The following is a 21623-nucleotide window of genomic DNA, read 5'->3' on the forward strand; positions in this document are numbered from 1 at the left end:
AAATTCTATCAAAAGTATAAAAACAATTTTGACAAGTTAAACATTTTGAAATTAATATATTTATTGATAACCATTTTAAAGATTAAGGCATTAAAAATGTACCTAAAAAAAATTTTATTTATACTTATTTTTTTTAACTTTAAATTAATCGCTTTTGCAAAAAATGAAAGCTTATATATCGTCCGCGGTGATGGAGAATATCCACCCAATGAATTTACAGAAAACTCAAAAGTTATTGGAGTTCATGTAGATTTAATTCAAGCGGTCTTAAAAAAATTAAATTGGACTTATAAATATGAAAGTTATCCTTGGTCAAGAGCCCAACTTATGGCAGAAAAAGGGGATGTTGATGCCATTAGTTATATTGCACCAAATCCAGAACGTAATAAATACTTATGGTTTGAAAATTCTTTATTATCACAAAGTAATTTCTATTTTTGGATTTTAGCAAAAAATAAAGATAAAATATTTTACGATGGTGATATTAATAAATTTGCGCAAAGTATTTCCTCATTAGGATTAATTAAAGGATTTTATTATCAAGATATAATCACAAAAAGCTCATTTAATCTTGAATATAGTAACAATGAAAGTACTACATTACAAAAAATGCTAAAAGAACGCATGCCTGTTTATTTTGGAGAATATTATACATTTGATATTCTTTTGAAAAAAGAAAAAATGAGAAAATATTTTATTCATTTAAAACCAAGTATCTATGTATCAAGAAATTATATCGCTTTTTCTAAAAAACTAAATAAGAGTAAAGAGGAACAGCAATTAGCTCAAAATAGAGCTATTTCATTTAGCAATGAATTAAATAATTTTAAAAAAACCCCAGAATATAATCTAATTTTAAAAAAATATAACGCCGAAGAATAATAATTATTTTACAAATTAAATATTTAATTATTAAAATGCATTAAGTATTCATAATTTTTTTTCTGATTATTATTACTTGAACATGTTGGTAAAACAAAAGATGATGAACAAGGATTATCTCTTTTAACAGACCACATATGAAGCCCGCCTATATTAAATTGATTTGCAAACGTTTTTAATTTATCTGCATCATGAAGAGAAAAATTTTCTGTCGTTACATCATTTAGACCAATCATTGGCGTTATTGCTATCATTTGCCAAATGTCGTAATCTGAATAATTTGAATATTGAATTTTTAGAAATGAAAATAAATTATTCGCTGCTTGTATTGCATAGTCTGCCATATTTTGATTATAAGAATAACCATAATCCATAGCCATAATATTAACTATAAAATGAATTCCCTCTGACTTAGCAGCTTTAATTAACCACTCACCTTCTGCTGTTAAACCTTCAGGCATGGTAGCTAAGGTAAATGTTATTTTTGTTTCTGAATGATTTATCTGAAATTTTTTTATAACTTTTAACATTTTTGCGATTGACTTAAAATCAGATTGAAAGCTGCCCTCAATATCAAAATCCAATCCATTAGGGTGATAAACCAGATATATATTTTCATATATATCTAATAATTCATTAATTTCGCATGTAAAAGCCAAATTTAATCCATTTGCACCACCTAATGAAATAGAATATTTTTTATTATTTTCTGTTAATTTATCTGTAAGAAATTTTCCCCACCCAGAATCTACAGACATGGCTGAAATTCCAGCCCACCCAGCTTTACATTTTCCTTCTATAGATTGGAGGAATGCTAAAACAAATTCATCTGTACTTGTTTCATTTGCTATTGGAACAAGATCTAACGGCCTTCCGTTTGGATAGTTCTGCCAATCATTCCAAATAGCTCCAACTGTAATATCATCATATGGTGTCATTTTTATTTTTGGATTTAATATATTTGCTAAAGCAATACTTTCTAAAAAAATAAAATTTAATAATAATAAGTAATATTTGAAATAATTTAAGCTCATTTATATCTCCATATTTAAAATTTAGGAAATTTATATAGAGTGTAAATTATATTTAAGATGAAATTTTATTTTTTATTTTTGTCAAAATATTGATATGAAATTTTTCCAAATTATTTTTTAGTTTATTTAAAAAAACGAATGATTTGGCGAACTGCACCAGGTATAATAGAAGTTGTTTTAGTAACTCTTTTTAAGAGTTTATGGTTTGACTTTTTCTTATTTATAGAATTTTTTAAAGAAGTTTGAGACAAACGTGCTTCTGCGTCTTGAACTCCTTCAATACGTTCCCAGTTTTCACTTCCTCTTGATTGAGACTTTAAATAAACAGAATGAAAGTCATAATGATTATGTTCTTTCATATAACACCTCTTTTCTAAAATAGTTACTTTCAAATCAAAATCGATTTGGAAAGTCATCGACTTAAATTATATTTATATTTGCAACTTTCATAGATACAGAATTGCCTATATAGAAAAAACTGTACCTATGTTTTTTTTGAAACTGTACTGGTAATTATGACACAATAATGCTACAAAAATTAAATACATTTAATTTATATTTTTTATTTAAGTGTTTGTAAGGGTAGAAATCAATGGCTGGTTTTAGAAAAATTTATATTGATAGTTCAAGTGATAAAACATATTCAGATCAAATAGTAGAACAATATATTAGAGCTATTCAAACCGGTACACTTTTAGTTGGCGCCAAATTACCAAGCATACGTGATTTATCATTGACATTAAAAATTAATAAAATAGGTGTCATAACAGCTTATAATAAACTTTGTGATGGTGGCTACATTAAGGCAAAAGCTGGGAGTGGTTATTATGTTATTTACAAGCCACAAAAAAAATATGAACGCATTTCTGATAAAACCGTTACTGCTTTAAACCAAGATCCACAAATATCAGCTCAAGACTTTTCGTATCAACCTCTTTTTTATTATTCCAATGAAAGCATTACGAATTTAGGTGGAAATGATATTCCTAAAAACTTAGGAATAATGGAAGACCTGAGGGGGATAACAAGAACTATTTTTTCTAATAATTCAATAATTTATCAATATCCTAATAGACAAGGATATCTCCCATTAAGAGAGTTTATTGCCTTTGAACTTGAAAACAAAGGAATGCCTATATTTAATGCCGAACAAGTTTTAATATGCAATGGCGCAATACAAGCACTAAATATTGTTCTTAACACATATTTATCTCCTAATGATTATATTGTCATTGAAGCACCAAACTATGAATTTTATTTTTCATCTTTCATATTAAAAAAGTATAAACATATATATTTAGAAAGAACACCTGAAAAAATTAATTTATGCGAAGCTATTAAGTCTGAAATTAAAAATAAAAAACCAAAAATATTTATATTATATTCAAATTGCCATAATCCAACATCAGGTATTTTAAGTTCTGTTGAAAGACATGAAATTATAAATTTAGCAAAAGAAGTTAATGCAATTATAATAGAAATGGATATTTATAAAGGGCTCAATTATGATGATTTTGTGCCACCATATCTTTCAGCAATGGATGGATTCAATCATACAATATATATTTCAAGCTATTCTAAAATATTTGCCCCAGGAGTACGGATTGGATATTTGGCATCAAATAATGAAAAAATTCAAAGATTAATTCTTATGAAAACCTATCATGAAATTACTACTTCTTTAATTGACCAGCAAATTGTTTATGAAATGTGTATAAGAGGGATTTTAAAAAAACATATTCATAAGTTAAAGGATAGCTACAGGTCAAAAAGAGATACTCTTATTTCTATGCTAAAAAAGACTTCTCCTCAAGGATCAAAATGGAATCACCCAGAAGCAGGAATGCATTTATGGTTTGAATTTCCTCAAGGGGAAGATTTAAAAGTTATTGAAGAAAGATCATTCGAGAAAAAAATTGCAATTGCACCTGGATATTATTTTTTCCCTAACAAAATAAATTGCAATTTTATGCGTATTAATTTTGCTAATCTTGAACCCGTTCAAACTTATAATTCATTAGAAACAATTTTTACGATATGGAGAAATGCTTCTTCAAGAAAATGGATACAAAAAAAATGATTGATATATTATCGCAAAAAGCAACAATTGGTTTTTATTTTCATATTCCTTTTTGCCCACATATTTGCCCTTATTGTGACTTTATAAAAACATCAAAATTCACCAAAAAAGATATTATTGAATATTTTAATGAACTAAAAATTCAACTTAAATTTTTCATAGATAATATCCCTGAATATCACAATAAACATATTACAGTATATTTTGGTGGTGGAACTCCTGGTCTTTTTGAAGCATCTTATTATAAAGAACTTTTTGATATATTAAATTCTTTTTTCTATATTGAAGAAGCCACTCTAGAAACAAATCCTCTTACTAATTTGGAACGACGTTTTGAGGATTATTTAAATGTTGGATTTAATAGAATTACATTAGGAGCTCAATCTCTTTGTTCAAATGCACTTAAAATTTTAGGCAGAAAACATACTCCAGAAAATATATTAAATAATATAAAATGGGCAAAAAATGCCGGTTTTAAAAATATTCAAGTAGATCTTATTTATGGTTTAAAAAATGGAGTTAGAACAATATCGGTTAAAGATGAAATTGAATCTTTATATGAAGCAGGTTCATCTGGAATATCCGCTTATGCTTTAACAATTGAAAAAAGAACTTTATTTGCAAAAACCGATTTTGCCAACGATGACATTGCGGTTCAAGAATATTATGAAATATTATCTAAATGTAAATCAATTGGTTTTCAACAACATGAAACTAGTAATTTTTCATCTTTAGATACAAAACACAATAATATTTATTGGTATGGTATGCCATATATTGGCATTGGAACGGGTTCGCATGGCTTACTTCCTTCAACAAAAGAATATCCATATGGAATTCGTTACAAAATTGGCGAGGAATCTGAAGCGTCTTACGCACCAGGAAATGATAAACTTATTTTTTCTGACAAAAATGAAAGGATGAAAAATTTTTCTATCCATTATGAAACACCAAGAAGTAAACAAGATTATATATCTGAAATGATATTTACACTTTTAAGAACACCAAATGGAATTCCTTTAGATTGGCTTAAATTATATAGTGGTAACAATGATATTTTAAATATTTTATTAAATAATTCAAAAATAAATAGAGCAATTCATGAAGGAAAAATTCTTTTTTCTGAGCGTTCAATATCCTTAAGCCCTGAAGAAAAAATAAGAGGTGATTCCTGGGTTGCAGATTTTATCTCCTTGATTTAAATTTTTACTCTCCATAAAATACTGAAAGATACAATTATATTTTTTATATCAATTTGAGAATATATTAAGATTCTTGAGGATGAATATTTTATGAGAGGCTTATTGAAAATATTTATAATTATATTTTTTATTTGCTTTTTATCAAATTCTTATGCTCAAGTTGATCCAACAATACCACTGCCACAAAGAAATTTACAAAATAACTTAACAAACCCAATTATAAACGATAACCCTTTTATAGATCAAAAATTGCCTAGTGTTAAAAAACAAAAAAACGTTCCATCAAATTCAACAACGAATCAAAATCAAATGAAAAAAGAAAATGAGCCCATAGAGGATAATGAAGAAGAAAAAGAAGAGAAAAAAGAAGTAAAAGAAGAAAATTCTAATAAAAAAGAAGAGGCTCCAGAAGATAAAGATGAAGGTCTTTTAGGTCCTTTTAGAATTGGTCCCATGATTGGTTTTGGAATATTAATGGGTCCAAATATTAGCATTGAATCTAAGATTTTTAGATATATTGGTTTATCTGTGAGTTATGGTTTTTATAATAATTTTGATATGTTCAGATTTTCTAATATTAAATCAATTTTAAATTCTCAGTCACAAGATTTTCAATTTAATACCTTAACCTTATCTTATTCTCAGCTTGAAGGAAAAATAAGTATTTTTCCCTTTGGGGGTAGTTTTTTTATAGGAGCTTCTTATGGAAGAAGACTCATAAATCTTTATTCAACAGGAACACTTAATGTAACCATTCCAAATTATCCTACAAAAATATCTACTCCATTTAATGAAAATATTACTATAAATTCTATATACTGGACTCCTCAAATGGGATTACTTGCAACATGGAGCGGAAGTTTTGGTTGGTTTGCCATTGGAACAGAAATTGGAGTTCAATTGACCTTAGATTCTACAGTAACAACCTCAACAACATTTACCGACCCTACAGCCCAATCACTTTCATCTTATGTTTTTGCTTCACCAGAATATACCGCTTTATCAAATCAATTAAGCGACTCAATAACAACAAAACTTAAAGAATATCCATTACCTTATTGGAATATTTTAAAAATTGGTTGGATATTTTAAAGCACCAATATTAAAATTAAATATTAATATTATAAAAATATTTTGCATTATTTAATAAAATATTATGAATATCATTAGTTTCAAAATTATTAATTATTTTTTTTACATCATTTTCGCTAAACGGAATGGGAGCGCGAGTAGAAGGTAAATCTGTTCCAAAAATAACAGAATTTGGATTAATTTTAATTAATTCATGTATTGCCTTAATAGGATCAAAATTAATTCTACCAAATCCAGTTGCTTTAACGATTCCTCCTTTTTCTACAAGTTTTTTTAAAAACTCTAAACCTTCTTTAGAAAGTCCTAAGTGATCTATTGAAAATTTTTTTAATTTTGAAATTTTTGGAATAAGATCTTTTAAATTTGTTGAATCAATATAAATTTCTGTATGCCATTTTACAAGTTCATAAACTCTGTTTCCAAAGCTCTCAATTTCATGAATAGATGCAGAACCACCTCGTTTCACATTAAAACGAATTGCTCTAATTCCACAATTATGTAATTTTATAATTTCTTCATCTGATATAGAGCTTGGAATTTGAGTAACACCAACAAACTTTTCGCCTAATATTTTTAAAGCATTAATTAAATAGGACTGATCAAATTCTTGAAAGGAACCAGATACAACAGCTCCACCGACTACATTTAAATTTTTAACTGTGGTTTTATAGTTTTCCACATTAAATTCTTCCGGCATAAATCCATTATTTTCAACCAGAGGAAATTTTTTATCTATAATATGAAAGTGAGAATCAAAAATTTTAAATTGTTCCATAATAAGCAACCCTTATTTAAAGACAAAATCTTTAAAAAAAAAGAACCTAAATCATTACTTATTTTAATATTATAATTGATAAAAATCAATTATAATATTAAAAATTATTTAAAATAATGTTGGAAATTTTTTTTGTTACTTATTTATATATTTTACCCAATGTTAAATAAGCGCCACCTTCATTTGGAAACTCTTTATAATTCCAGTTTTGACATGAAGATGTTTTCAACTTATCTTCTTCTTTACCTGATACTTCAACTTTTTCACCAGACTTATATTTAACACTCACTAACCCCCAACTGCTATATGGAATTGAATAAGAAGCAACTCCAACAAGTGAAAATTTATTAGAATCATCTAAACTTTTGCATTCATTTACAAGAGCTGTACAAAATTCCCCTGCTTCTTTAACATTTTCAAAAATATGATTTACATCCAATACGGGTGCCGCATGTTTATTAAATGCTAAATTTCCTCTTACCCATATACCTCTGCTACTTTCTAATGTTCCTTTCTTATGAAACATAGAAAATTTTGGGTTTTCTTTTGCCCACTTCCAATTATAAGTATTGTCTTCATTAACACAAAATAAATAAGAGCCCCTCCAATCTAAACTCGTAAAGTCCCAATCAGCGTGAGCAGAAAATGAAAAGAAAGAAGAAATACCCAATAAACAGGAGGATAATATTTTATTTTTCATCATCATAACCCTTAATAAAAAATAGTTAAACATCAACTTAATTAGAGAAAAAATTAAATTTATCTGTTATATTAAAAATAATAATATATATAAAATTAAATTATTATTTTAAAATAATAACAAAATTTACTAAAGCAATTTTTATACCAAACCTTTTTTTTACTCTGATTTTATATTTTTTTAAAATTAAATAAATATAAAATATTGAATTTTTATTAAAACTTGTAATAATTTTAAAATTAAAATCTTATCTACAATAAATTCAGAAGCAGTTGTTAACTTTAGTTAAAAATTTTTGATGAATTTTATTAAAAATTTAAATTATTTAAAAAGTAACAAATCTCTTCTTTTTAAAGATGAGATTCGTTATCAATAACAAAACAAAAGAATTATTTAATTAATTTAAGATAGTTATAATTTTTTAACCCTTTTTGATTTTCTTGCCATTATAAGAAATCTAATAAATTTTGTTAACAGAAGTATAATAGCAACACAGAGGACTGCAAAACAGGTATCTAAATTACGGTAAAATAAAATAAAAATCCCTTTATTTGAGGCAATATTCATTATAATAGAAATCATCGCAGTTAAAAATAAAGTGAAGGAGCCATAATGCTTAGAAGCTCCTAATACAACAAATAATAAAATAGGTATCATAAAAAGTGATAAAATATATTTATCTGTAATAAAACTTATAGGTATTGAAACCAAACTTCCCAGTACCGTTCCTAAAAACCGATGCTTTATTCTTTGGAAAGAATCAAATTGATCTATTTTTAAAACGAGAAGAGCTGTCATAGGAAGCCAATATCCATCAGGAAAATTTAAGTACTGCGATATATAATATGTAATCAAAACAGCACTGATTAATTGAAAAGCATAAATAATAACAGATGATGTCATAGGCTGAAAATGAGGCAATTTAAATGTTTCTTTTAGATGTAATTTTTTCCGCTTTAAAAAAGCAGAACCAATAAGTAAACTAAAGATGATTCCTGAACCTAGAAAAAAAGAAAGAGCATTATAAAATGCACTCATGATATTGTCTGCTGAAAAGCCAGTGCCAATTATAAAAAGACTTGAAGACAATAATAACACTGTAAAAAAACCTGTTCCTCCTAAAGTAGATAAAGCTAGGAGAATCATTAAAACTACAATTCCGATAGTTACAAAAAATATGTTAAATTGAAGGTAACTCCCTAGTCCTGTTGTGATGCTTGCTAAGATGCATAACCAAAATGAATATTTTATTTTTTTTTGAATGGTAAAATGGAAGACATTGGAACAAAGCAGGGCAATCACAAAAGCAGCAAAAGCCGCTATAACTAAGTATAACTCTGTTTGCTTGGTATAAACATGAAACATGCAAAAAAGACAAACAACAATACCGGTTAATAAACCAAAGTAAAAATTATACCTTGATATATGAAAGTACTTTTCTTTCCATTTATATAACATTTAAGAAGCCCCTTTTTTATTTATTATACTTAATTTTTTTTTTAAAATATATATAAAGAGGTTTTGCAATTCATTCTTATTTAACAAGAAAAAAAGACTAGACTGCAAAAATAGTCTTAAAAAATTAAGACTATTTGATTTAGCATATAAAATATTTATTGCGAATTATTGACTACCATTTTTTTTAAATATTTTATTGCATAAAATTATAAGTTTAACTTAAAATCGAAATGTCTATTTTTTTTACAATTAAAAATAATCTTTCCTCTGTTTTGAAATCATTTATTATCCGTCAAACAGAGTTCAAAGGGAAATATTTTCATTTTATGAAAAATCCTTCACAATAATTAGGAAGGATTTTTCATAACAAAGATGCAGTAAATTTAAGTTTAATTTGATAATTTTATAAATCAAATAAACTTAAATTTACTGTGATTTTAATTTGTAATAATTAAATAAATAGGAATTTATTTCCATGATAGAAAATAAAAGTAATCTTTTATTGAGAGTAGGATCTTTAATAGATTATGAAATCTTATATGACATATATATGGATGATAAAAATAATAGATATTTAAATTTTGAAATAACTAGTAAAACAAATTTTAAAAGTTTATTTAATGAAATATTATCAAATGGAATATTATATATTCTCGAAATAAATTCTAAAATAATATCTACCTGCATCATTACTAAGAAAAAAAGAAGAACTAGTCATATTGCAATTCTAGGCAATTTAGCTACATCTTCAGATTTTAAAGGTAAAGGTTACTCATATTATTTTATAGAGTTATTAATCTTTTCTTTAAAAGAAGAAGGAATAAAAAGAATAGAATTATTTGTTGAGTCAGATAATTTTATAGCATTAAGTTTTTATTTAAAATTGGGATTTAAGATCGAAGGGAGATTAGAAAAGTATTTTAAAAGAGAAAATGAAAAAGATTATATTGATGAATATATAATGGCAAAAATAATTAAATAGATTTTTTATCCATTTATATAAAAAAAATTCAAATATTAAAACTTATCTAATTTGACAAAATTACAAAATTCATTAAATTAAAAATTCAATTGTCTATATAATTGATCGGCCTTAATCACATTTTGAATATAATTATAATCAAATCAAAAAAATAAGAGATATTATAATGAATCTTTTTTTATTAAAAAAACCTATTGATCTTTTTAAATCGTTAACTATTTACGGAATAGTATTTTCAAATTGCATATCGTATGCACAAACTTTTGAAATAGAAAATAAAAACTCAAATTTGTTTCTTTCAAAAAAACTTGCGGCTCCCAAAAGAGTATATAGAGCAACACCTACAGATGCGGACTTTATTTTTTTACTAGGATTTGAAAGACAAATGTGCGACAGAGAATTTAATTCAAGAGAACGTTGTTTAGATTTAACAAATCATCTTCTTTTAAATTTAAATCGACCAGAATTAAGCGTAACAGAAACCGCTACAAGCCAACTTCAGAATCCTAGTGCATTTATAAGCACTTCAGCAAATAAAGATTATGTTATTGAAAATGCAAGAAGGTCAGCTTTATTAGATATTTTTAATGAAGAAAGCCCTTGGAGAAGAAATTATTTTTATGTCTATGAAATTATTCCTAATGAAGATTTTGTTAGTGTGACAGAGACTTATCAACGTGAATTAAATTCTGCATTTGATGACCCAATAAGATTTCATCAATTAGATAATCTTTATTCACTTTATACAAATACAAATGAATTTGCTGCGATTGGAAGAATTAGCACACGCAATATTGTTTCTGCTACTCGTTATGAATTTGATTTAGAAATAATGGATTTCATTGAAGGAATAACAATTCCAAATCCACATTATGATACCAATCTTGTTCCTGCAGTTCACTTAAATAATTATCCAATTGGTGAAATTTCAAATGCATTACAAAACTCTGATGAAATGCATTGTGAAATTGAAATTCGGCCTCTGCAAAATCATCTTTCAATGAGATATAAAAGAGATTTAAACAAAAAATACGAATGCAAAAAACCTTATTTTTTAGAAGAAGAAATAATAGATAGTCCTAAAAAAATATTTGAAAATAATAAGTTAAAAATTAAAATAAAAGAATCGAATAAAAATGAAAAATGCTTAGTTCATAATGATCATTATCTTTATACTGATTCATGTGATAATTCTACTAGTAATGAATTTATATACACACAATTTGGGCAAATTATTTCAAGATCAAATGGAGATGAAAATAACCAATATTTCTGCCTAAGTAAAAGTGAATATGAAAATGACTATTTAAAAATGGAAATATGCGATTTAAACAAAATTGAGCAAATATGGAAAATTAAAAAGTTTTCTGATTCAAGCTTTGCCTTATACACATATAAAGGAACAGGAGTAGGATTATATTATTATCTTGGAACCCCATATCTCTTTGAGAAAAAAAATAATGACCAATATCCTATAGTTATTATTTCAAACTACCATGAAATTGAAGAAAAAATTTCTAAACCTATTATTCAGTTTTCAATAGAAGCTACAATAAAAGGGCTAGGTAAAAAGGAAAATTACACCATTTATCCTAGTGTTTATGGATCTGTAAAAGCAGATTCATTAGTTAATTTAAAAGAATATATTAATTATTATAATGCAAATTTGAATTTATTATTTTCAAATTTTGGAATGAGAACAATTTCTCCTTTAGTATGTTATTATTCATACATTGGAAATTATGGTAGTTATACATTAAATATAAACAAAATTGGCAATGATTATTGCTCTAATATAAAAAATATAAACGATCATTTTAAATGGTACTTTAATAAAAATAAAGAAAATAATCTCTATGAGATAATTGATACAAATAATAATAAACTAGTTACTTCATTAGATATGATAAATTATCATGCATACGTTTCAAATAAAAATTTTAAAATTAACAAAAATTATTATCAAAACTTTAATTTAAACAAGGCAGCAAAAGTATATGCGGATAATTATTATAAAGCTCAACATTTATCCAAAGTAAAAAAATACAATGACAATCAATTTTTTAATAAGTTTGCATTTTATTCTATTTATGATTATTATAGAAAAATTTATTCTGATTATAAATAATAATATTTATTTACACCTATATAATTTTTTGAATAATTTTTTCTGCTATTTTTAGAAAAGTAGGCATAACTCCTACTCCTTGAGAGGCAATGGCTTCAAAGCAATCTTCATCTTTAAATTGATAATTTTTTTTCAAAGTAGAAAATGGCAGAGCGTCATATGAGTCTGTATGGTTAAATTGATACACAAATGGAATACTATTATAATCAATTTGCAAAGATTCCATTAGTTTTTTAACTTGTAATAGTTGTAAATCATATTTATCCAAATAACGAACACGACTATCAATTACATTAACAATTCCGTCAACACCAAGCATTAGACTTATATTTACGCTAGGCCATATTTGGTGAGAAGGGAGAGTATATAAATGCATTCGCGCATTACGATCTGCTACTGCTCCATAACTTACAGGTAAAAAATCAAAAAAGGTATTCCTTGGTAAATCTATAAGAACTTCTGTGTTGTTACGTTTTTTTTCATTTTCAAAACTCTCACAGAATATAGATTGTAAATTTGTAGTTTTACCTGAGTTTTGACTGCCAATATATAAAATTTTAAAATGAATATCGCCAGTGGCTTCATTTATAAATGCCATTAAAGAACCTCGTCATTGAGCGCAAAAATAGCAGCATTAGCTTCATCTCCGTTTTTATTCTGCAACTTCAGAGAAACTTTTTTAGTATCAGAAGCAATAATTGCACTTTCTCCTGCACACATTATCAATCTCTCATTTTCTGACTCTAATATTAATTCACCCCCCCATACAGTAACAATAGAAAACTGATTTTTTTGTAAAGGTTCGTAATTAACGTCATTGTTATTTGTGAAAACTTGAAGAGCAAAAGGATTATGAATGTCGCCTAAAAATGGTTTTGAATTTTTCATATTGCGAATAAGCAAATTTTCAAGTTTTTTACCTCTTGGTAAACTCCAATCAATTGCATCAAGAGATTCTTTCACATGAAGTTCTCTTGGTTTTCCTTTTTCAGATTTAATCCCATTTTCATCATATAAGCGGCACCAATCAGAAAGCCTCCAAGTTTTTCCTGATTTTTTTGGTAAAACATATTGAGGCTCAGCTATAAAAACTCCCAATCCTACCGCATGGACACATCCTGGAGGAACAGAGATATAATCTAATTTTTTGGGTTCATATTTATACAAACATTTTTCGGCTTCATCATTTAATAAACATTGAATGATTTCATCTTTTGTTAACTCTTCTTTAAAGCCTAAATAAACAAAGCCATTCATTTCTACATCTAATACAAGCCAGCTTTCAGGCTTACCACATTCATCTTCTTTTAATAGTTTATTATCATTTTTGGGATGAAGTTGAACCGATAAAAGATCATCTGCGTTCAACCATTTTAATAAAAGAGGACTATGATTCCCATATTTTTCGGCAATTTTTGTCCCTAAAATAGACTGTGCTTTATCTTTTAAAAGTTCATTCAATGTAATTTTTTGATTTGAATTTAACGTAACATAAGATGGGAAATTTAAATCTGTTGAAACTTCCCAGCTTTCTCCAATTTGATTAGGAATTTCTGAAATGGATTCATTAAAATATTTTTTTTTGAGTTGAGAAATTTTTTTCCCTCCCCAAGGGGTTTTTTTAAAAGGGACGAAGTTAAAAGGTGACATCTTATAAAAAGCTTTTTTCATTTTATTAAAATCTCTCGTAAAAACTCATAATTTTCTCTTGCTTCACGAAAAAGTTCGTGAGAACCACCAGCATCAGGATGGAAATGTTTAGCCATTTCTATAAAACGTCTTCGCAACTCCATTCCTCCTTCCTTTTTTAAATCTTCAATTGAAGAAAAGCTATAAAATCCTAATAAAAATTTTAATTTCTCTTCATCAATGGGTAGAATAAATAAATTATTTTGAGAACGTTCAAAATAGCGAAAAAAGTTTTCCACTAGTTTTCTTAATGACTCTTCATCAAATTCAGAAAAATTAATTGGATTTGAATAAAACTGTGAAAGTTTTGCTTGTACAGAAGACTCTTCAATTATCTTTTGTTTCCAAAAATTTTCAATGGAATGTTCTTCACAAAAGACATCTTGAGTAATATTATGGCAATAGGGAAGGTTGTAAGCATCAAACGCTCTGCAATAAGTAACCTCTCTCATGCCAAAGTGACAACCAACTGCTGAAAAACCTAAAATAGGCAATTGTTTAGATTTACCCCAAAATTGAGGAATTAGCATTTTAAAAAATAATGTATAATACTCAAAAAAATGATCTCCAAATAGCAAAGAAAAATCATTTTTTGTCTCTTGAAAAAGGTAACTATTTTTTTGTTTTAAAGCGGATAAATGAAATAAACAATTCAGCAATAATATTTTATGTCTTAAAGCAAAAATAAATGCTAATAAATTTAAGTTCCCAGAACCAAACATTTTACTTGATAAATCTTTTGGAAGAATACTTTTTAAAATATCTGAATCCGAAATTTTTGAGATTTTTGCTTGCCTTAAAGCTAAGGCCTCTTGATGTATATTAAATTCTTGAAATAAATCACGTTCTTTAAAAGAAAATAATAAACTTTCCAAAGAAATCATTTTCAGCAAATGCTCAAGCATTTTTTTCCATTTCTATAATTTTATTTAATGCAACCTCATACCCGTACGATCCTAGCCCCGAAATGACTCCAGTTGCAATAGGACTGACATATGACATATGTCGGAATTCTTCTCTAGAAAAAATATTGCTAATATGAACTTCTATTATTGGAATTTTCTCTTGTTTAAATACTTCAAGAGCATCACGAAGAGCAATACTTGTATGCGAATAGCCTGCTGGATTTATGATAACTCCAACTATTTTTGAATTGTTATTTTTATTTTTAACACCATTATTATATACATTTTTAATATATTTTTCATTTAAAAAATTTATGAGTTCACCTTCAATATTGCTTTGATAATCCTGTAATGATATTCCATCTTTTTCGGCAATTTTTTTAACTTTTTTTGTTATCTCTTCTAAAGTCTCAGAACCATATATTTGAGTTTGTCTCTTTCCTAATATACCAAGATTAGGACCGTTAACAAAAAGAACTATTTTCATTTAATAAACCTATTTTTAATTAAGAATTTTTTTTTGATGTATTTTTAAATCTATTTTTTCCAATAACTTTGTTAAAATATCTATTTTATTTAAACGAATTTGTTCCCTCTTTTTATAATTATTTATATTTTCTTTAATTTTAATTATGGTTTCATCTTCAAATACACGAGATGAAAATTCAATATTTAATATTTCTTTTAATGATTTAACTCGATGAAATTTTTTAAGGCGTTCATAATTTTTTTTAAACACAAAATCATTCATGAAATAAACCCTTTAAAATGTTTATTAAATTATATATTAACAACATTAAAATAAAGGGCAAGCTTTGCAGAATGCAAATATTTCCTTAATGATTCCGATATATAAAATATGAATTTATGAATTAAGCAACTTGATTTGACCCACAAGATTTTGATGGGAAATGAGTTGTTATTTGTTCTTGAATAGATGGGTTAAAAATTTTTGCCCATTGAACAATTTGACGACGAGTATGAGAGTTTGTAAGAGGATGAAAAATAATTTTATCTACTTTTCCAGACTCTAAATAAACAAGAACGTCATCAAAAGTTCCACAAATATTTTTAACAGCTGAAAATACGATTTGATTTGAAGGGACATTATCAGGGATAAAATAGATTGTTCTCTCAAGCGAAACAACAGATTCTTCATCTGTTGAATAGGATTGGTTTATTTTAGATGTTTTACCAGAAAGTTTGCTCATTCTATAAGCTCCTGAATCCGATGAAAAATATCTTGCCAATAGCATCATTTCTTGAGTTATGAGATTCTAACTTATATTGACTGATTAGTCAATAACTCTTTTGTAAAAATCACAAATTTTTAGTTTTTACCACTCGAACCAAATCCACCAATTCCTCTTTCAACCTCTTTCACTGTAATTCCAGGAAGTTGAACGACTAAAGCACAAACTCCTTGAGCAATTCTATCTCCTTTGTGAATCGTAAAATCATTTTTTGAGTGATTTACAATAGTTACCATAATTTCTCCACGGTAATCGGCATCAATCGTGCTTGGTGAATTTAAAACCGTAACTCCATGTTTTAAAGCTAGACCACTTCTTGGCCTAATTTGAATTTCAGGAATAACGCTTAAAAGCTCGTTACCTACAGTTAATTTTTGAGCTCCTAAGGATTCTACAATACGCAATCCTGTTTTTATAAGAGCCCATTCCGTTGATTTCACAGTAGTATTTTCGTTCGAACAAATATCAAATCCAGCAGATTGTTTTGTCGCATAAAATATTTCACCTGTACCTGAATGCTCTAACTTCAACATAAATTTCACCTTATTTGCTAAAACGGTTATTTTTTAAGACCCTCAGACCTTGCAAAAGCTTGACCTGACAGTCTGCAACTGATATCGAAAGTAACTTGTGTAGGTCAGTAGCTCCAATGGTAGAGCGGCTGATTCCAAATCAGCTTGTTGGGGGTTCGAGTCCCTCCTGGCCTGCCAATTTTTCTAATCCTTTGTTTTTCATTTTACAAATTTAAATCTCAAAACAAATTAAATAATAAATATAAATACAATTTTGTTTATTTAAAAACGGATTAAGTTACTTTAAAAAGATAAAATTAAAAATCAAGATCATCATCATCCACTTTTGTTTCATAGGGCTCTAAAATTATTTTACCATTATTTTCTAATAATTTTTTTATAACAGGTCCACAACGAGTCGCTTTGCAGCCTCCATCGCCACTACCGGTTTGTTTATTTACTTTTTCAATAGTATCAGCACCGTTTTGAATTGCTTCACATATTCTGCCTTGTTTGATTCCTTTACAAATACAAACAACTTTTATTTTTGCTTTTATTTCTTCAATACTTAATTTTTTTTCAATCATTTAAAATACTACTCATTTTCACTATTTTTTTCTTGAACACTTTTGCAATAATCATTCATAGCCTCTTTAATTGTATCCTCTAGTTTTAAGTAATGTTTTAAAAATTTTGGTTTAAAATCTTTATTCATACCTAGCATATCCTGCAATACTAAAATATTCCCATCGCATTGATTTCCAGAGCCAATTCCAATTGTAGGGATTTTAACAGAATTTGTAATTTCTTCTGCTAAACTAGGAACGATTAACTCAAGAACAATGGCAAAACAGCCTGCATCTTGTAAAGCCTTTGCTTCTTTTAAAAGACGTTTTTTATCCAATTCATTTTTACCTTGGATGCGGTACCCCCCTAAAGCATTCACACTTTGTGGCATGAGCCCAATATGTCCCATAACAGGAATTCCGTTATTGGAAAGAAAGTGAATTTGATCACATATCTCAGGCGTTGCCCCTTCAATTTTAACAGCTTCAGCTCCAGATCTCATTAAAAGTCCTGCATTATGCATCGTTTCATGTCTGTTAATACCTGCCGTCATAAAAGGCATATCTCCAACTAAAAGCGGAGTTTTAATAGTTTGCCTTACACAACGAACATGATACGCAACTTCTTCTAAGGTAACTGATAGAGTAGAATTTTTTCCTTGGATTACATTTCCCAAGCTATCTCCTACCAAAACAAAATCAATCTGCGACATTTCTATAATTCGTGCAAAAGATGCATCATAACAAGTAATTGACGAAATTTTTTCAGAATTTTTCTTTTTCTCAATGAGATCATGAATACGAATTTTTTTTCTTTTCACTGAGCCACCTAGATTTGTTGTATCTGAATAAACCATATATAAACCTTTTATATTAGAATTAAAAATATCTAAATTTGCATTTAAATCTTTTTACATAGTACTTTTGTATAGTATAACTTATCTATGTTCGATAGAGGAGGAAATATCGATATGGCAAAAAGAATATTTTTGTTTTTACTTGTAAATATTTTAGTAATGGTAACAATTACAATTGTAACTTCTGTTCTTGGCGTTAATCATTATATGAGCGCTAAAGGCATAAATTACAGTAGCTTAATGATATTTTGTTTAATTTGGGGGTTTGGCGGCGCCTTTATTAGTTTAGCGATTTCTCGCTGGGTGGCAAAATTTTCCATGGGAATCACAGCCATCAATCCAGAAAACTGCACTCCAGAGGAAAAAAATTTATATAATAGAGTTGCAAAACTTGCCCAAAAAGCAGGTTTACCAAATACACCTGAAGTCGGTATTTATGAAAGCCCCGATCTCAATGCTTTTGCAACAGGACCATCAAAAAGCAGATCCCTTGTAGCTGTTTCATCTGGTTTATTACAAAGAATGGATAGCCATGAAATAGAAGGCGTTTTAGCTCATGAAATATCACATATTGCAAATGGCGATATGGTAACAATGACGTTGGTACAGGGCGTTGTGAATGCCTTTGTTATGTTTTTTGCAAGAATTATTGCTTTTGCAACGACACAATTTGTAAAAGAAGATATCAGACCTCTTGTAAATATCGTAGTTGTGATTGTTCTTGAAATCTTATTAAGCATTTTAGGTTCTATAGCTGTAGCTTGGTTTTCTCGTAAGAGAGAATTTAAAGCAGATTTAGGTGGCGCTCAATTAGCTGGAAAATCAAGTATGATTTCAGCTCTTGCTGCATTACAAAGAGCTTATGAAAATCCTTTACCAGAAGGCGAAGAAACACCAAAATCCATAGCTGCATTTAAAATTTCAAATAAATCTAGCTTTTTAGAGATATTTTCTACTCATCCCCCACTAGAAGTCCGTATCCAAGCTTTAAAACAAAATAATCAAATTATGTAATTTTAATTAAATAAACATATTTAAATTTTAATCATATATTTACTATATTATAGTGCGTATATTTTATTGCTAACTTTAAATTCAAAGTATTAAAAAAAATTAGCTATAATTTAAGAATATTATTATCATGCTCTTTTGATTATGTAATGAAACTTTAATAAAAAAATTATTTATTTTTGGAATATTTCTTATAACCTGAAGCTAAAGCATCTTTAGATCAAGCACCCTAAAAAATTAAAATCAACTCAGACAAATATTTTTGGTGAAAATGATAACTTAAAATTATACAGAATTTCAAAGAAACAGAAAAAAACCACTATCCTTGTCCCTGGTGATAAAAGATTCTTTGGAATTGCTTATGAATATTTATCAAATTTTCTTTCAAATAAAATAATAAGCCCACAAAAATATATTTGTGGATTTATTAAATGCACAAACGAATCACAAGAAAATAAGCCAGAACATACTTTGGAATATATAAGTGATAAAGAGGGGGCGCTAAGGTGCCAAACTAATATTAATATTGACGGAAATCCTATAAGCTAAATTTAATTCAGTTTCGCTCTCACCGATATAAAACAAGCTATAAATAAAATAGGGCTAAAGGAAAATCCATGGATGGATTTAGTAAAAAAATAATTATCATATTTCCATTTTTAAGTTCCCTTTTGCCTTATATTTTATTCCTTTCATTCCAAAATTCTTATTCACAAGAACTACAAAGAGAATATCGTTCTGGTTATTTTCTGGGACGTGGAGATACTGGTATAGCTACAGCAAAAGGTATGGAAGCTATTTTTTATAACCCAGCAGGAGTTGCTCAAGGCAAAGGAATATTAAGTGAAGTCATTGCTGCAAGTCCTCAAGTTGAAGCTACGCAAAATTTAGGGCAGTTATACAATAGTTATAACGGAGGTAACACGAGCGCATTACAGATTTTAGCTCAAAATCAAAATACCGTTTTTAGTGGTGCTGCTCAAAACTATACAGGACTTATATTTAGAAAAGTTTCTTTAGGAATTTTAGACAGAGCAAATGGAAATGCATATGAAGGAATCGATCCAAATACAGGAATTCCAACCGCTAATATCTACGCGGCAAATAGAGTTGGTGCTTACTTAACATTATCAAATAATTTTTATGATGATAGACTTTATTTGGGAATAAGTGGAAAATATTTACAAAAAAAAGAAGTAAACTTAAGTTTATCCACTTTGTCTGCAGAAACTCAATTATCAAATAATTCATTAAATTCAGTGATAAATAACTCATTAAATCAAGGAGCAGGAATTGGAGCTGATATTGGCTTAATATATATATTAAGCAAAGAATATAGCACTCAATTTGGGTTAGTTTATCGAAACATTGGAATGGAATATAAATGGACAACTCCAGATGGAAGCACATCCCCATTTTCTGAACCAACCGTCCTAGATTTAGGATTTAGTACTTCTTTTGGAACAAAAAGAAGTCGCGTTATTATTTCATCAGATATTAGAGACGTAACAAATGTTCAAAATGCTGTCTTTGGGAAAAGGGTTCATGTAGGGCTTGAGTATACTCTAAGTGATACATTTGGAATTATGGCGGGTTTAAATCAAGGATACCCTACTTTTGGAGCATTTCTTCACATCAGTTTTTTAAGATTAGATGGAGGAATGTATACAGAAGAAATAGGTTCCAGACTTGGCGAGTATCCGAGCCAGAGAATTTTTGGTCGTGCCGTTGTAGGATGGCTATTATGAAAACTCAATTAAAAAAATGGATTTGTGCATTTCTTATAACTTCTTTTCCTATATATACTTCCTGTGGCAATCAAAATGTATTTAGCTCGTTAACTACAAGAGACACAAAACAACAAGCGGAAGACTATATAAATACAGGAGACTATAATTCTTCTATTAGCTTGCTGGAACCTTATGTTTCTTCAAACCCAGGAGACCAACAAGCTATAGGTCTATTAGCAACATCCTATATGCTATTAGCTGGAGTAAATGTTTTAAATTTAATGGTATCTATATTAAATAATTCTAGTAATTCTAAAAATAATTTTCAAGCTATTTTAAGCGCAATGCCTCAGGGAAATCAAACAAATATTACATTATTAACAAAAGCAGTAACAACTTTAAATTTAATTTCCTCAAGCCAAATGAATGCCAATCAAAATTATCAACTTGGTACAGCATATTCAAGTTTAGCAATATTAATAATTAAAGCAGACTGTTTAAATGCGTCAGGATCTATTTCGACTTCCCAGACTAACTCAATGAGCACAACTGATGCAAATTCAGTATATACTTATTTAACAAATACTCAAACAAATTTTAATAATGCCGGAATTAAGTCTGGGACTAACACAGGATCGGGAATGCTAGCAAATATTATCAATCAAATAAACGCAAGTTCCGGAGCATCAAACTCGGCAAAAGTAATTAATTTTATAAATTCACAGCAATAAACTCTAGCTATTTTTCACAACCAGGATTAATAAATA

General features: G+C 27.8%; 23 protein-coding genes and 1 tRNA gene. 10 read left to right on the forward strand and 14 right to left on the reverse strand.

The window, feature by feature from the left end; genetic code table 11:
- Positions 1–96 precede the first annotated feature (96 nt).
- Positions 97–882 (forward strand): substrate-binding periplasmic protein, encoded by a 786-nt coding sequence (locus GCL60_RS06550; RefSeq protein ID WP_153419429.1) that lies wholly within the window; start codon positions 97–99, stop codon positions 880–882.
- A 23-nt stretch (positions 883–905) separates the two neighbouring features.
- Here GCL60_RS06550 and GCL60_RS06555 read toward each other — a convergent pair whose 3' ends face one another.
- Together GCL60_RS06555 and GCL60_RS06560 are read right to left on the reverse strand one after the other, a co-directional pair.
- Positions 906–1916: a chitinase gene (locus GCL60_RS06555; protein ID WP_153419431.1), complete on the reverse strand. Its 1011-nt coding sequence runs from the start codon at positions 1914–1916 to the stop codon at positions 906–908.
- A gap of 122 nt (positions 1917–2038) precedes the next feature.
- Positions 2039–2275 (reverse strand): hypothetical protein, encoded by a 237-nt coding sequence (locus GCL60_RS06560; RefSeq protein ID WP_153419433.1) that lies wholly within the window; start codon positions 2273–2275, stop codon positions 2039–2041.
- Between the two features lie 233 nt (positions 2276–2508).
- On the opposite strand from GCL60_RS06560, the gene GCL60_RS06565 reads away from it, so the two are divergent.
- From GCL60_RS06565 to GCL60_RS06575, 3 genes are all read left to right on the forward strand, one after another.
- Positions 2509–3996 (forward strand): aminotransferase-like domain-containing protein, encoded by a 1488-nt coding sequence (locus GCL60_RS06565; protein ID WP_153419435.1) that lies wholly within the window; start codon positions 2509–2511, stop codon positions 3994–3996.
- Positions 3993–5198: a coproporphyrinogen-III oxidase family protein gene (locus tag GCL60_RS06570; protein ID WP_161998107.1), complete on the forward strand. Its 1206-nt coding sequence runs from the start codon at positions 3993–3995 to the stop codon at positions 5196–5198. The genes GCL60_RS06565 and GCL60_RS06570 overlap by 4 nt, the downstream gene beginning before the upstream one ends.
- Positions 5199–5288: 90 nt before the next feature.
- A complete protein-coding gene (locus GCL60_RS06575; protein WP_153419439.1) occupies positions 5289–6290 on the forward strand; it encodes a hypothetical protein in 1002 nt (333 codons plus the stop codon).
- Between the two features lie 16 nt (positions 6291–6306).
- Here the strand turns inward: GCL60_RS06575 and GCL60_RS06580 are convergent, their stop codons facing one another.
- From GCL60_RS06580 to GCL60_RS06590, 3 genes are all read right to left on the reverse strand, one after another.
- On the reverse strand, positions 6307–7065 hold the full coding sequence (locus tag GCL60_RS06580; RefSeq protein WP_153419441.1) for an amidohydrolase family protein: 759 nt from the start codon (positions 7063–7065) through the stop codon (positions 6307–6309).
- Positions 7066–7204: 139 nt separating this feature from the next.
- Positions 7205–7765 carry a hypothetical protein gene (locus GCL60_RS06585; RefSeq protein ID WP_153419442.1) on the reverse strand — a complete coding sequence of 187 codons (561 nt, stop codon included), beginning with the start codon at positions 7763–7765 and terminating at the stop codon, positions 7205–7207.
- Positions 7766–8176: 411 nt separating this feature from the next.
- Positions 8177–9223, reverse strand: coding sequence for an FUSC family protein (locus GCL60_RS06590; RefSeq protein WP_153419444.1), 1047 nt, complete (start codon positions 9221–9223; stop codon positions 8177–8179).
- Between the two features lie 475 nt (positions 9224–9698).
- On the opposite strand from GCL60_RS06590, the gene GCL60_RS06595 reads away from it, so the two are divergent.
- Together GCL60_RS06595 and GCL60_RS06600 are read left to right on the forward strand one after the other, a co-directional pair.
- Positions 9699–10205 carry a GNAT family N-acetyltransferase gene (locus tag GCL60_RS06595; RefSeq protein WP_153419446.1) on the forward strand — a complete coding sequence of 169 codons (507 nt, stop codon included), beginning with the start codon at positions 9699–9701 and terminating at the stop codon, positions 10203–10205.
- Positions 10206–10371: 166 nt separating this feature from the next.
- Positions 10372–12333 carry a hypothetical protein gene (locus tag GCL60_RS06600; protein WP_153419448.1) on the forward strand — a complete coding sequence of 654 codons (1962 nt, stop codon included), beginning with the start codon at positions 10372–10374 and terminating at the stop codon, positions 12331–12333.
- Between the two features lie 16 nt (positions 12334–12349).
- Here the strand turns inward: GCL60_RS06600 and GCL60_RS06605 are convergent, their stop codons facing one another.
- The 7 genes from GCL60_RS06605 to dut form a co-directional block, all read right to left on the reverse strand.
- Entirely contained in the window at positions 12350–12931 is a 582-nt protein-coding gene (locus GCL60_RS06605; protein ID WP_153419450.1) for a hypothetical protein, read from the reverse strand.
- Positions 12931–14004, reverse strand: a complete 1074-nt coding sequence (locus GCL60_RS06610) for a type I phosphomannose isomerase catalytic subunit (RefSeq protein ID WP_153419452.1) — start codon at positions 14002–14004, stop codon at positions 12931–12933. The genes GCL60_RS06605 and GCL60_RS06610 overlap by 1 nt, the downstream gene beginning before the upstream one ends.
- Positions 14001–14927, reverse strand: coding sequence for a hypothetical protein (locus GCL60_RS06615; protein ID WP_153419454.1), 927 nt, complete (start codon positions 14925–14927; stop codon positions 14001–14003). The genes GCL60_RS06610 and GCL60_RS06615 overlap by 4 nt, the downstream gene beginning before the upstream one ends.
- Positions 14920–15414: a type II 3-dehydroquinate dehydratase gene (locus GCL60_RS06620; RefSeq protein WP_153419456.1), complete on the reverse strand. Its 495-nt coding sequence runs from the start codon at positions 15412–15414 to the stop codon at positions 14920–14922. Before GCL60_RS06620 ends, GCL60_RS06615 begins: the two co-directional genes overlap by 8 nt.
- A 15-nt stretch (positions 15415–15429) precedes the next feature.
- Positions 15430–15678, reverse strand: a complete 249-nt coding sequence (locus tag GCL60_RS06625; RefSeq protein ID WP_153419458.1) for a hypothetical protein — start codon at positions 15676–15678, stop codon at positions 15430–15432.
- Between the two features lie 121 nt (positions 15679–15799).
- Complete coding sequence (locus GCL60_RS06630; RefSeq protein WP_153419459.1) at positions 15800–16138, reverse strand: hypothetical protein; 339 nt, start codon at positions 16136–16138, stop codon at positions 15800–15802.
- A gap of 119 nt (positions 16139–16257) precedes the next feature.
- Complete coding sequence (gene dut, locus GCL60_RS06635; protein WP_153419461.1) at positions 16258–16713, reverse strand: dUTP diphosphatase; 456 nt, start codon at positions 16711–16713, stop codon at positions 16258–16260.
- Positions 16714–16814: 101 nt separating this feature from the next.
- Between dut and GCL60_RS06640 the strand changes: the two genes are divergently transcribed.
- A tRNA-Trp gene (locus GCL60_RS06640) sits at positions 16815–16890 on the forward strand.
- Positions 16891–17009: 119 nt separating this feature from the next.
- Here GCL60_RS06640 and GCL60_RS06645 read toward each other — a convergent pair.
- Together GCL60_RS06645 and panB are read right to left on the reverse strand one after the other, a co-directional pair.
- Complete coding sequence (locus tag GCL60_RS06645; protein ID WP_153419463.1) at positions 17010–17279, reverse strand: (2Fe-2S)-binding protein; 270 nt, start codon at positions 17277–17279, stop codon at positions 17010–17012.
- A gap of 8 nt (positions 17280–17287) precedes the next feature.
- Complete coding sequence (gene panB / locus GCL60_RS06650; protein ID WP_153419465.1) at positions 17288–18115, reverse strand: 3-methyl-2-oxobutanoate hydroxymethyltransferase; 828 nt, start codon at positions 18113–18115, stop codon at positions 17288–17290.
- 114 nt (positions 18116–18229) lie between these two features.
- Here panB and htpX point away from each other — a divergent pair, with 114 nt between their 5' ends.
- The 3 genes from htpX to GCL60_RS06665 all read left to right on the forward strand — a co-directional run bounded on the left by htpX (position 18230) and on the right by GCL60_RS06665 (position 21587).
- Positions 18230–19129 carry a protease HtpX gene (gene htpX / locus GCL60_RS06655; RefSeq protein ID WP_153419467.1) on the forward strand — a complete coding sequence of 300 codons (900 nt, stop codon included), beginning with the start codon at positions 18230–18232 and terminating at the stop codon, positions 19127–19129.
- 614 nt (positions 19130–19743) lie between these two features.
- Complete coding sequence (locus GCL60_RS06660) at positions 19744–20874, forward strand: PorV/PorQ family protein (protein ID WP_153419469.1); 1131 nt, start codon at positions 19744–19746, stop codon at positions 20872–20874.
- Positions 20871–21587, forward strand: coding sequence for a hypothetical protein (locus GCL60_RS06665; protein WP_153419471.1), 717 nt, complete (start codon positions 20871–20873; stop codon positions 21585–21587). The genes GCL60_RS06660 and GCL60_RS06665 overlap by 4 nt, the downstream gene beginning before the upstream one ends.
- Positions 21588–21623: the final 36 nt, after the last annotated feature.

The organism is Silvanigrella paludirubra, assembly GCF_009208775.1.
Classification (GTDB): domain Bacteria; phylum Bdellovibrionota_B; class Oligoflexia; order Silvanigrellales; family Silvanigrellaceae; genus Silvanigrella; species Silvanigrella paludirubra.